Raw genomic sequence first — 12,608 nt, forward strand, 5'->3', positions numbered from 1 at the left:
ATTCAGCTATGTAATTTACTGTTATTCAAACTATTGGTCGTCTTGCTCATCTTCGGACAGCTCCATGGTCGAGAGTGAGATATGTTCTGGATTGAGTAATGGCAAAGCTTTAGTTTCGAATTCACTCAGCACACGCTGTCGCTTATTAGCGGTTAATTTAATTCTGGTTTGCTTCAAACTAGACTTTGCAAGTAAGCCAGGATTCGCAAAAGTATCTGGGAAATAATCCAAACCAATACAATACTCATAAGCAGCTGTGAGTTCAGATAGTACTTTTCCAGCTTGAACTTGGGCTCCACGATCAATAATTCCCTTAATCAGACTCACTACATCTTTACGTGTGATTTCTACCGCAGCTTTTTCACCAATAGAACTTACCACATCAACATATAAGGTATGTCTAGCTTCAATTTGTCCTTTGATTGCTCTACTGCCTTTAACTATTTTCTTTTTCTTACTTTTTTCATCAAAAAGATGCTTATCTTCAATTACATTCTCTAAATATAAATCAACAACATTTTTGACAGACAACACCTCCGATGTAACCACTTGTCGTATCTTTTCTTTAACTTTAGAGTTTTTTCGTTGCGTAATTGGACATACACCCTGCGCACGCAATAATTTTAACTTTTGAAGCTCTACCCTAGCCTCAGCCAAAGATAGTGCTGGATAATGACCAAGAGTGATCGTTTTAAGCGAATTATCTATAGGGTACGATATTTATATTTAAAACTTTTAACCCCCTGTCTTACCACAGCTTACCCTCAAACCTGAATGTTCACCCACATCGGTTTTATCTTTATCACCCACTTTCATGTTGTCAATTGCGCGCGCAGATAAAGCAACTTTTTTAGTTTCAACCTTTTCCAACATTTCATTTATCTTTTGTTCATTGACCTGAATTTGCTACCATAGCCACTTGAGTCGGTAGAGAAATCACTCGCTCACTCCTCCAAGATCTTTTACATGTTTATAGATGGTCTTTTTTCTACTTATAATAGAATCTACAAAGCATCATTTTTGTAGATTCTAAAATTTAACCTATATTTTATACTATTGAAACTTAAGGATTTCATATACATGAGCTTGCAAGACATCATAGCCAATATTGATTCACATACCCCTATGATGCAACAGTACTTAAAAGTCAAAATGCAGCATCCTCATGCCTTAATGTTTTATCGTATGGGCGATTTCTACGAACTTTTTTTTGATGATGCACATAAAGCAGCCAAACTGCTCGGCATTACGCTTACCCACCGTGGTAAAACCAATGGCAATCCAATCCCAATGGCTGGCGTGCCCTTTCATGCCGCAGAAGGTTATCTCGCACGTCTAGTCAAAAAAGGCGAAACTGTCGTAATTTGCGAGCAAATTGGTGAAGTTACAGGTAAAGCCCCTGTTGAACGTGGTGTTGTGCGTATTCTCACCCCTGGTACGCTTACAGATGATGCCTTACTCAATAGTCATCAATCTTCTAATTTAGTCGCACTGTGCTTACAACAAAACCAAATTGGTATTGCCCTACTTGACTTAAGTGCAGGCATTTTCAAAGTTCAACAACAAGATTTCAAGCTAGAACAATTGAGCATCGAACTGGCACGTCTTATGCCAAGTGAAATTCTGGTCGATGAAGATATTGTGGACCCCAATATTTTAGAACACGTTAAAAAACAACTCGACTGTCCTGTAACTAAGCGTCCCAATGTTGACTTTAATTTAAATAATGCACAAAAAACCTTATGTGATCAGCTTGGCGTTTCAACACTTTCTGGTTTTGGGATTGATCATCTACCTTTGGCAAAAGCTGCTGCTGCCGCGCTGATTCATTATGCCAAAGACACGCAAAAAACCGCATTACCGCATATCCGCAGTATTCAGCTAGAACAAAGCAGCGACTTTATAGCGCTCGACCCTGTAACACGCCGCAACTTAGAAATTGTGGATCCGTTATTCGAACATGGGACGTCATTATTTCAACTCATCAATGACTGCCAGACCGCTATGGGAAGTCGGTTATTAAGCCGTACCCTCATGCAACCGCTGCGGGATACTGCTCTACTTGATGCACGTCTTGACGCCATTCAGGCTTTTATTGATGGCTATCATGAATCTCCTATTCGCTTAGTCCTGAAAGAAATTGGTGATATTGAACGCGTGCTAAGCCGTGTGGCTCTTGGCAGTGCTCGTCCACGTGACCTAGTACAATTACGCCAAGCGAGCGCTCAACTTCCATTTTTACGCCATGCCTTAAACCCAATTGTTGTCAGCCAACAATCTAAACTGGTTCAACAATTAAATGAGGAATTAGGTGATTTTAATGGTTTATACCAGCGCCTCCTTGCCGCAATCGTAGAAAATCCACCTGTACTGTTACGTGATGGCAATGTTATAGCGGAAGGTTTTGACAGTGAACTGGATGAATTACGCAAAATTCGTGACCATGCTGGGCAGTTCCTGATCGATCTAGAAATTAAAGAACGTGAACAATCTGGGATTCCTACCCTAAAAATTGGCTATAATCGTGTCAGTGGCTATTACATCGAACTGACGCGTGCTCAGGCCGAACAGGCACCCGAACACTATATTCGTCGTCAAACCCTCAAAAATGCCGAACGCTATATCACACCAGAATTGAAAAGTTTTGAAGATAAAGTGTTATCCAGTGAATCTCGTGCATTAGCACGCGAGAAAATGCTGTTCGAAATGCTATTGGAAGAGCTACGTCAAGATATTGCAAATTTACAAGTCATGAGTGCCGCCATCGCTCAAATTGATTTACTCAGTAACTTTGCACATCAAGCCCGTTTAAGAAACTGGTCTCGACCCGAATTTAGCCCAGAAACTGGCATCAAGATTATGGCAGGTCGTCATCCCGTGGTAGAGGCATTAAATAAAACTGCATTTACCCCAAATGACACACATTTGGATTATGCACATCGCATGGCGATTATTACGGGTCCAAATATGGGCGGTAAATCGACCTTTATGCGTCAAACCGCGCTCATTAGTTTACTGGCTTATTGTGGTAGTTTTGTCCCTGCACAATCAGCCATATTAGGTCCAATTGACCGTATTTTTACCCGTATTGGTTCTGCCGATGATTTATCAACAGGCAAATCGACCTTTATGGTGGAGATGACCGAAACTTCGCAAATTCTGCATCATGCCACCAACCAATCCTTGGTGCTCATGGATGAAGTGGGTCGTGGAACCAGTACCTATGACGGTTTATCACTGGCTTGGGCTTGTGTTTTAGACCTGAGTAAACGCGTGAAATGTCTATGTCTGTTTGCCACCCATTATTTTGAACTGACTGAACTGAGTAAAGAATCGGGTATTTACAATTATCATGTCAGTGCCAAAGAACTGAATGGCAATTTGATTTTGCTGCATAAAGTACAACAAGGTCCTGCCAGTCAGAGTCATGGTCTACAAGTCGCAAAATTAGCGGGTATTCCTGCCAATGTGATTAAAGAAGCACAAAACCGTTTAAAAATTTTAGAACGCCAACAGCAACAGCATGTCAATACGGCGGTGCAACGTGATTTATTTGCACCTGCCGTGCAAGCGGAGCCTAATATTATTGAACGTGTGGTTGAAGTGGAAAAAGTATCTCCTGCTCTGGAAATTTTAAAAGCGTTAGATGTCGACAACCTAACCCCACGTGAAGCTTTACAGCATTTGTATCAACTGAAAGAACAATTAGAAAGTTAAGCTTTAAAAAAAGGTCGGTTGAATATCACCGACCTTTTCATTTTGAGCATCACTTCACTCATCGAGATTGATCAAGTTTCCATGCTAAATTTTGCTGTACAGCGGGCCATTCATTTTTCAAAATACTGTATACATAGGTATCACGTAAAATATCATCCTGTACTATTTGATGGCTTCTTAACACGCCATCTAATTTCGCCCCTAAGCGTTCAATTGCAGCACGACTTTTCAAATTAAAGGACGATGTTCTAAACTCAACAGCAATACAGTTTAATACGTCAAATGCATGCGTAAGCAGTAATTGCTTCGCCTCTGTATTCACAGCACTCCGCTGCACAGACTGTCGATACCAAGTTGAACCAATTTCCACACGACGATGTTCAGCAACCACGTTCATATAACTGGTCATGCCAAGGATCTGACCACTAGACTGTTCAATCACCACAAAGGGCAACATACTTCCCTTGTACTGCAATTCAAGTCGTCTTTGTATTTCATTATGCATAAGTTCAGGCTGAGGAATAAAGGTATACCAAAGCTTCCAGAGTTCACCATCACACACAGCGTCTCTCAGTGCTAACTCATGCTCTAAACTTAAGGGTTCCAATTTAATGTTTTTACCCACTAGGGTGACTGGCTTTAACCACGGCATGTTTCATCTACCTCTAAAGCTAATTTCTTAGATGCTGCCATCTTATGCATTGCTTCACTTATCTCCTGCTTGCCTGTATCAGATAATGCATTTGCGACGCCAACTATATCTCGATGCTCTTTGTTCTGCCCCAATTTGGATTTGCCCTGAATTTTGGTAATTTCAATCTCTATCCCCACAATGGCTTTTAACATTGGCTCGATATAACTTTTTGGCGCATCCGACATTTTCCATGGTTCAGCTTGCTTGGCTTCATGGGTACGGGTTAAACGTGCCACCACTCCACGTACATAACGCTCATCATCACGTATTTTGACCTTGCCATGCGCATGAATCACTCGATAATTCCAAGTCGGTACTTGCTGGTGATGCTCTTGTTTACTCGGATACCATTGTGGCGAAATATAGGCATCACCTGCTCGAAACACCACCAACACTTCATCACCATCTTGAACATCTTGCCAAACTGGATTTTTCCTTGCTACATGTGCATGCAGTACACCCAATTCAGTCACCTCAGTATCAAGTTCAAAAGGCAGATGATTCGCATCTAAACCACATTGCCCATGCGTCAGCAAAATTCCTAAAGGATATTGTTGTATAAGTTCATGCATGATTTCTATGTCGGTTTCTTCAAATTCTGCGGGGACGTACATGGTCGATGGCTCCTATTATGTTCCTAATCTCAGTCTGTATTTCCTGTTGTAAATTGTCAGTTTTAATTGGATTATAAAAAAGAACCAGTTTATCTAAATTTTAGTAGACCAGAATTATGGCAAGAATGACAAAAGTCATAGACCTTCCCTCTATGACAAAACTAAACAAGGCCAATGGGCAAATCAGTACTCAACTCATTCATATTTTTAGAGCAGCCGTTCAACAGGGTGATTTACAATCTGGTGATGCTTTACCCTCTTCTCGTGAGCTAGCACAAACATTAAATGTTGCACGAGGTACCGTGATTGAAGCTTATGAGCAACTTATCGCAGAAGGTGTATTTGAATCTCATGCCCGAAAAGGGACTTTTATTTCACAAACTTTAAATCATTCGACTACAGAGACGTTAAAAAGAGAAAAACAAGAAACCGACATCGCGCTTACATCAGCCGCACAAGCATTTGCAGAAATACTTAAAGAATTTAAACCTTTACCCCATCGACCTTTTGCCGTTTCTGTGCCCACAGGTCGTACTCAACCGAATGACATGTGGCGAAAGTATGGCAATCAATACCGTGCTCGAGGCATTGCAGCACCCTCAGGTTATGATGATCCGCAAGGTATATTGTCTTTACGCCTTGCTATTGCCGATTATGTTCGGCGCTCGCGTTCTGTGCATTGTGATCCTGAACAAGTTGTAATTACTAGCGGAATCCAACAAGCACTTTATATTTGCAGTCAAATTTTATTCGATGCCAATGATACCGTTTGGGTTGAAGATCCTGCTTATCGCGGAACGACAGCCATACTTGAGCATTCATTACATCATTTAAAAATCATACGTGTACCTGTAGATGAAGAAGGCATTCAGGTCAATACAGGTCGTACACTTGCGGAAAATGCCCGTGCTGCATTTGTCACTCCTTCGCATCAATACCCGATCGGTATGCCCATGAGCTTAGCGAGACGAACTGCATTACTCGCATGGGCAAAACAACAGAATGCTTGGATAATCGAAGATGATTACGACAGCGAACTTCGCTACAGCGGTCTACCATTTCCTGCACTACAAGGCCTGGCATCGGATCAGGTTATATATTTAGGTACGTTCAGCAAAGTCCTGTTTCCATCATTACGTTTAGGTTATGCCATTCTGCCAAAAAAACTGGTTGCCCCGTTTTGTGGGCTAAGAGCATTGATTGACCGCCATCCACCTTCAGCCGATCAACACGTATTGGCAGCCTTTATTCAAGAAGGTCATTTAGAGCAACATATTCGACGGATACGGAAAGTTTATGCTGAAAATCGTCTGCAATTAATCAATATGGTAGAACACCACATTCCCAAACACCTTGGTTTTTTACAATCGGGCGATCAAGGTATGCATATGTTGCTATGGTTAGCGGATCATTTAGATGACCGCGCTATTGCCCAATCAGCACTTGAGGCAGGGATATCCATTAAAGCCGTTTCACCTACTTATTCAAATCAAACGAAACGTTCTGGACTTATTCTCGGATTGGGAGACTTTGATATTCAACAAATGGAGCAAGCCATAACTAAGCTTGCAAAAATCATTCACCACCATAACACCTTAAGAAACTGAAATTGACTCCATTAAATCAGATCACAGGTTGAGCACTATAGACATTCTTAAATTAAATAAGAGGTTTTATTAGAATGAATTACTATTTTTCATGACATATCGAGGCATTTCTAAACAACAAATAAAAGATTCACTCATTCAGAAATGAAATCATGGCTCTATTTACACCTCGAAGATGTACTTAAATTTGACGAATCTTTTTATAGCGAACCATGTTAGTCAGTGGTTTTGGATACAATACAAAGTTGAAGCTCTACGGAGTATCTAGTGAAATACAATCATTCATAAATACTCCGTAACGCCATAATTATTAGAAGTTATAATTTCTATCATTACCTAGTTTTGAAAATTGTGCTTCCATATCGTTAAATGCATCAGTAAAGCCATCCAGTGAAATTTTATTCTCAATCAGTTGTTTTTTATTATTCTGGAATCGTGTGAAAGCATAATTCCCACCTTTAAATTGTTTAATCAGTTCGGAACCATTTCTAAATAATCCTTCACGCTCTTGGAGGATGTCTTGGTTATCTATATGAATAAAAGCTGGATTATCTTTTAAATGCTTTTCACCAATATTAACAATATATTGATGATTAACATGCAAAATAGAAATAGGTCCTTTACTCATAACACAGGCTTTCGTGTCTTCAAATACTTTGTATTGACATTTTATTTTCCAGCTAGCGCGGCCGAGCAATTTATTCTCTATTAAGTCAATGTCGGCATTATTGTTTAATTTAGCATTAACTTTTAAAATTAAAGAAGAAATTTGATCTTCAGATGCATAGGTATTGTTAGTAATAACTGAAGTTAGGATAAAAAAGGATAAAAAAAAAATTTACGCATAATGAAATCCCCAATATTTTAAAAAAGCTATAATAATCAACATTTTTTTGATATCTATTGCTGAATGTATCATTTTTATGAAATAAGTGTGTTTTTTTACAAATTAATTGAAATATGTTGGCTGTTACTCGTTTTTTTACTCAAACTGCCCTCAAGTTATAGAGGAATGAGATTCTACTCACTCATCCGTATAGCCATGAAAATCTTAGTGGATACCGAATTACAAAAAATTTTAGACCAATACAAACATCATATTTTAAGTCGGTTCATGATTCACCGAGCACCACAAAGTGAAGGACAAACTTTAACAATTAAGAAGCAACATTGAACCCAAATGGATAGTCAAAATTTATCACAGCAGTTTCTAACTGCTGTCAAAAAGTCGAATGCTGAGCCAGATTTAAAGAGCCTATAAATTCCTACTTTCCATGAGGTTCGAGCGCTTTCGATATTTATATAAAAGAAAGCTGGCAAGTCTGCATCGCAATTTAGGGGTCATACCACAGGAAAATGCCTGAAGTTTATGCATCTAGGCACAAAATTTCCTGAAATGATGTTCATATCGGAATTATACTTCCGCTTACAGATGTGATGTAAGTTACACCTGCAAAATTCTATTTTAAATCATTGTCTTATATGATTTCTTAATGCTGTATTTTTTCTATAAATTGGGTGTAAAAATAGGGTTAAAAGTTAATAAATTTCATCAATATAGCCTTATGTCACGCATTTAAATAACAAATATCAATAAAAGCAATTGTTAGTTATCCTCATTTTTGCCTAAAATACTGCATGAGTAATTAAAACCATATTTTTAGGTAGCTGTCGCCATGACCTTTGTTGTCACTGAAAACTGTATTAAATGTAAATATCAAGACTGTGTAGAAGTTTGCCCTGTTGACTGTTTCTACGAAGGTCCTAACTTCTTGGTGATTAACCCAGACGAATGTATTGACTGTGCACTGTGCGAACCAGAATGCCCTGCAAATGCAATTTTCTCTGAGGATGAACTGCCAGAGGGTCAAGAAGTATTTATCGAACTGAATGCAGAACTTGCGCAAAAATGGCCAAACATTACTCAAATTGGTGACCAACCTGCTGACCGTGAAGAATGGAATGGTAAAGCAGACAAGTTACAATATCTTGAAAAATAAGCCATTAAAAAAAGATCAGCAGTTGCTGATCTTTTTTTTATACCAAAAACACACATTTGATTGCAAAATTTCCAAATTTATATAACCCTTTTCGATTAAAATAAGCAGCTATATTTCTAAGCATTTGATTTTCATACATGAAGCATTTTTTCAAGGGTGTGCTCAGCTTGAGTATAATCCCTTTGGTTATGATCGGATGTAGTTCATCTCCTTATAAATCCGGGCAAGGCACACCTCATGGAAAACGTATTTTTATTCCGCAAGAACGTGTAATTATTGAACGCCCAATTCCCCCTAAAATTATTCCGTATACCTACAACAGTTGGGTCGCTGCCAGTGATAACTTACGACGCGTACGTGAATATGAAGTTTTCCTAGAAAAAAATAACGTTGGTAATATTATTCCAACTTTTGAGTTATTACGTACTGCCCGCGACTGGCAAAAATGTGGACGCTCTCAATACATGATTCCGACACGTGAATTATGGGCCAATCAGGTGCCGACATTAAAAGTTTTTAAATATCTTGTAGCATCGAAAGTATTAACTGACTTTGAAGTCACGTCCGTTTACCGCGACTTAACGCTAAACCAATGTGCGGGTGGTGCAAGCTCTTCACGCCACTTGTTTAATTCAGCCATCGACTTTCGTATTGGCCCTGAATATCCACAACCAGAAGATTACGCTTTTATTGAAAATACCAAATTTAAGCTGTGTCAGTTCTGGGAACAATACGGTCAAAGTCTGAATATGGGCTTAGGCTTGTATGCTTCTGGACAAATTCATATTGATACTCAAGGCTACCGTACTTGGGGTCCAGATTTAAGTCGTTCCTCATCTATGTGTAATTACTAACCCCCAATCCCACTACAGAGGTCTACGTACCTCTGTTTTTTTATTTTCAGTGATTAATATTCAGAGAGAATTGAACTCTGTCTAGAAATGTTTAAAATGCACTGATTCGATATTTAGGCGCTAAGATTATGCAAGAAATGTGGTCAGAGATTGATAATTTTATCGATACACATTTAATTCCTGAAGACCCAATTCTGTTACAAACACTTGAAAATACGGCTCAAAAAGGTTTTCCGGATCATCTAGCTGTCGCTCCGAATCAAGGCATGCTGTTACAAATGCTCATTCAAATGAATCAATGTAAACGTGTCCTTGAACTCGGCACTTTTGCTGCATACAGCACCATGTGGTTAGCCCGCGCACTGCCTGAAGATGGTTATATTCTTACCATTGAAGGACGTGATACACATGCCGCACTGGGTCAAGAAAACATTGACTGCGCCAATTTACCACAAACCATTGAACTGAAAGTCGGACGTGCAGCAGACGTACTTAAAGCCCTGCCCGCTGATTTTGAACCTTTTGATTTTATTTTTATTGATGCCGACAAACAAAGCTATCCAGAATACTTGGAACTCAGTTTAGACTTGTCTCACTCAGGAACCATTATTGTGTTAGATAATGTGATTCGTGCTGGTGATATCGTGAATCCTGACAATCACAAGCCAAGTATTGAAGGTATTCGTGAAACTTTTGCACGCTTGCAAAACCACCCAAGATTATTATCTTGTACAGCACTACAGACGGTCGGTAGCAAAGGGCATGATGGTTTTGCAATTGCGATTGTAAAATAGCGAACAAAGCACAAAAAACACTCTATTGCATTTTTATTTTAAAATACAAGTATTTATAAACATTGTCCATATAGTTATCCACATATAATGCGGATAACTATAAATCTGCGTCATCCATTCTAAATTCTTTATTTTGCAACCAAGAGTGGAACTGTTGAATTTCTAAATATTGTGGTGGTAATACTTCCTAAAAAGAATTGGTGAATTTTACTGTGGCTAAATGCCCCCATGACCACTAATTTAATATCATGTTCTCGCTGATATTCCAAGATGTTTTCGGAAACATCACCATAACGGTATTCGACCACGACATCTAAACCCGCATCTCTTAAGAACTGTGATGGTTCATTTAAAATTTCAGGATGATCTCCGACGTAAAGCAAATGACATTGCAATAGACGCAGTAAATCACTTTGCGCAATTCGGTGCATCATCTTGATACAGGTCGGTGAATATTCATAGGCAAAAATAAACCGTGTAGGTGGAACAAATTTTTCACCCACTGTCAGTACCGTACTGTTGACGCCACGAATAAAGTTTTCAACATTGCCACCAATCGGTTTGTTACGCTCAGCAGAGCGCTCACCCACCCGACCAATGACTGCAATATCATCTTCTTTGAGCACATGAAAACTTTGTTCTAGAAAGTCACCTTTCTCCTGAATATGCGTTGCATCTAGGCCATATTTTTCTTTCACCATCTCAGAAATATGATTGAGTAGGTTATTACTATAATCTAGTGCTAATTGACTTTGTTTTTGTTCAAGTTCTGCCAGCTCTTTCAGTAACATTGCATTACTTTCAAAACCGATTACCCCGCTAATTTCACCTAAATGGTAACTGGCGGGGTAGTAATCTAGCACTTGTAATAACACGAGTTCGCGTTGTGTTTGCTTTGCAATCCAAGCCGCTGCTTCTGCGACAGCATTGATGCAGGGAGAAGAATCTATACACGCTATTACCCGTTTCATTGTTCGCCTCTCAATTAGTCTCTGGGGACTATAGGTCTAGTTGTTGTCTCTAAACTTAGCACATCTATTCATGAGTTGGCATCTTTTGTGTAACCGAGAGTGATGAAAAATATACAATTATTCTATTCACGGTAACGAATAAAGCGTGCTGGGTTACCTGCCACAATTTCTTTTTCACTCACATCTTTGGTGACCACACTTTGCATACCAACAATAGCATGATCTCCTATTTTCACCCCGTCCTTGACGCCCACATGTGCACCTAACCAGACATCACGCCCAATTTCAATTCCTTGTGAACGCACAGGTTGCTGGTAAATAGGTTGGTCTAGCTGCATCCCATGATCAAAAGCATATAAATGACTATAAGCAGCTATGCGTACTTGATCATGTAATTTAATCCCAACTCGCCCACCATCCAAAATACAATGGTGATTGATTGCGACTTCATTGCCAATGTCAAGTGGTCCATGCAAAGTACAATCCGCTGCAATAAAGCAATTGTCTCCAATTTTGATGGTCCGTCCACGCTCCGCAAAAATATGCGCCAAGGGCGAAATAAAGCAGTTCTCTCCAATCTCAACCGTTTCCATTTCTCTTAAATATTGTTGATATTCATTTTGCCATTGCTCCGCCCATGCGCGATGCTTCGGCTTTAAAGTCCAGTAAAGCCAAGGCATATAATTGAGTCGGTGTTTATGCTGTTCACGATATTTAAGTAAAGGATCTTGTTCAGTCATGTTGCTCTTCCACTAACTTGAGTTGTTCACGACCACGTGTAACATCACGAATCTTATCGGCTAATTCTGGAATTTGATGGACTTGCAACTGTAACTCGACAACAACACCATCTGCTGTGTATTGCTCTTGAAAGTCAATTCCCTGATGTTGCATTTCATATTGAAAGATCGACCACTCCGAAAACTGACAACTAAAATGTGCCATTTTCTTTTCAATTAATTCAATTTTCTCTGCTAAAAGTAAACATTGTCCTGCACTGCCACCATAAGCACGTACCAAACCGCCTGTACCCAACTTTACCCCGCCATACCAACGGTTCACGAGCACCAGTACATTAGTAAGCTCATTCCCTTCTATGGTTGCCAGTATAGGGCGCCCAGCCGTGCCAGAGGGCTCACCATCATCATTAAACCGAACCTGATGTCCAATCTTCCATGCCCAACATTGATGGGTCGTGGTGATATCTTTGTTTTCTTCGAGAAAACTTTTTACCGCAGCCTCATTTTCTACTGGAACTGCAATGGCTTGAAAACGACTTTTCTTTATTTCTTCTTCATAACTGACTTGGGCTGCAATAGTGAAAGACATATTCAAAAATAACTAACAGGAATAGAAT

General features: G+C 39.4%; 13 protein-coding genes. 5 read left to right on the forward strand and 8 right to left on the reverse strand.

From position 1 onward, the window contains the following. Positions 1–30: 30 nt before the first annotated feature. Positions 31–657 (reverse strand): hypothetical protein, encoded by a 627-nt coding sequence (locus E0H94_RS03115; protein WP_131325093.1) that lies wholly within the window; start codon positions 655–657, stop codon positions 31–33. Positions 658–735: 78 nt separating this feature from the next. Continuing rightward, positions 736–873 carry a hypothetical protein gene (locus tag E0H94_RS18445; RefSeq protein WP_165495577.1) on the reverse strand — a complete coding sequence of 46 codons (138 nt, stop codon included), beginning with the start codon at positions 871–873 and terminating at the stop codon, positions 736–738. Positions 874–1,080: 207 nt separating this feature from the next. Between E0H94_RS18445 and mutS the strand changes: the two genes are divergently transcribed. Continuing rightward, the gene (gene mutS / locus E0H94_RS03120; RefSeq protein WP_131325094.1) at positions 1,081–3,717 is read left to right on the forward strand and encodes a DNA mismatch repair protein MutS; all 2,637 of its coding nucleotides are present in this window, start codon (positions 1,081–1,083) and stop codon (positions 3,715–3,717) included. A gap of 58 nt (positions 3,718–3,775) precedes the next feature. Here the strand turns inward: mutS and E0H94_RS03125 are convergent, their stop codons facing one another. Next, a complete protein-coding gene (locus E0H94_RS03125; protein WP_131325095.1) occupies positions 3,776–4,369 on the reverse strand; it encodes a GNAT family N-acetyltransferase in 594 nt (197 codons plus the stop codon). Next, complete coding sequence (locus tag E0H94_RS03130) at positions 4,357–5,025, reverse strand: FMN-binding negative transcriptional regulator (protein ID WP_131325096.1); 669 nt, start codon at positions 5,023–5,025, stop codon at positions 4,357–4,359. Before E0H94_RS03130 ends, E0H94_RS03125 begins: the two co-directional genes overlap by 13 nt. A gap of 116 nt (positions 5,026–5,141) precedes the next feature. On the opposite strand from E0H94_RS03130, the gene E0H94_RS03135 reads away from it, so the two are divergent. Continuing rightward, positions 5,142–6,632, forward strand: coding sequence for a PLP-dependent aminotransferase family protein (locus tag E0H94_RS03135; RefSeq protein ID WP_131325097.1), 1,491 nt, complete (start codon positions 5,142–5,144; stop codon positions 6,630–6,632). Positions 6,633–6,942: 310 nt separating this feature from the next. Here E0H94_RS03135 and E0H94_RS03140 read toward each other — a convergent pair whose 3' ends face one another. Then, positions 6,943–7,260: a hypothetical protein gene (locus E0H94_RS03140; protein ID WP_227548535.1), complete on the reverse strand. Its 318-nt coding sequence runs from the start codon at positions 7,258–7,260 to the stop codon at positions 6,943–6,945. Positions 7,261–8,308: 1,048 nt separating this feature from the next. Here E0H94_RS03140 and fdxA point away from each other — a divergent pair. From fdxA to E0H94_RS03155, 3 genes are all read left to right on the forward strand, one after another. Further along, positions 8,309–8,632, forward strand: a complete 324-nt coding sequence (gene fdxA / locus E0H94_RS03145; RefSeq protein WP_004938070.1) for a ferredoxin FdxA — start codon at positions 8,309–8,311, stop codon at positions 8,630–8,632. Positions 8,633–8,769: 137 nt separating this feature from the next. Continuing rightward, positions 8,770–9,486, forward strand: a complete 717-nt coding sequence (locus E0H94_RS03150) for a D-Ala-D-Ala carboxypeptidase family metallohydrolase (protein ID WP_131325098.1) — start codon at positions 8,770–8,772, stop codon at positions 9,484–9,486. Positions 9,487–9,614: 128 nt separating this feature from the next. Next, on the forward strand, positions 9,615–10,280 hold the full coding sequence (locus tag E0H94_RS03155) for an O-methyltransferase (protein ID WP_131325099.1): 666 nt from the start codon (positions 9,615–9,617) through the stop codon (positions 10,278–10,280). 128 nt (positions 10,281–10,408) lie between these two features. Here E0H94_RS03155 and E0H94_RS03160 read toward each other — a convergent pair whose 3' ends face one another. The 3 genes from E0H94_RS03160 to E0H94_RS03170 all read right to left on the reverse strand — a co-directional run bounded on the left by E0H94_RS03160 (position 10,409) and on the right by E0H94_RS03170 (position 12,580). After that, positions 10,409–11,251: a universal stress protein gene (locus E0H94_RS03160; RefSeq protein ID WP_131265181.1), complete on the reverse strand. Its 843-nt coding sequence runs from the start codon at positions 11,249–11,251 to the stop codon at positions 10,409–10,411. Between the two features lie 122 nt (positions 11,252–11,373). After that, positions 11,374–11,991: a DapH/DapD/GlmU-related protein gene (locus E0H94_RS03165; protein WP_131325100.1), complete on the reverse strand. Its 618-nt coding sequence runs from the start codon at positions 11,989–11,991 to the stop codon at positions 11,374–11,376. After that, positions 11,984–12,580 carry an IMPACT family protein gene (locus tag E0H94_RS03170; RefSeq protein ID WP_131325101.1) on the reverse strand — a complete coding sequence of 199 codons (597 nt, stop codon included), beginning with the start codon at positions 12,578–12,580 and terminating at the stop codon, positions 11,984–11,986. The genes E0H94_RS03165 and E0H94_RS03170 overlap by 8 nt, the downstream gene beginning before the upstream one ends. Positions 12,581–12,608: the final 28 nt, after the last annotated feature.

It is taken from the genome of Acinetobacter sp. ANC 4173, from assembly GCF_004331255.1.
Classification (GTDB): domain Bacteria; phylum Pseudomonadota; class Gammaproteobacteria; order Pseudomonadales; family Moraxellaceae; genus Acinetobacter.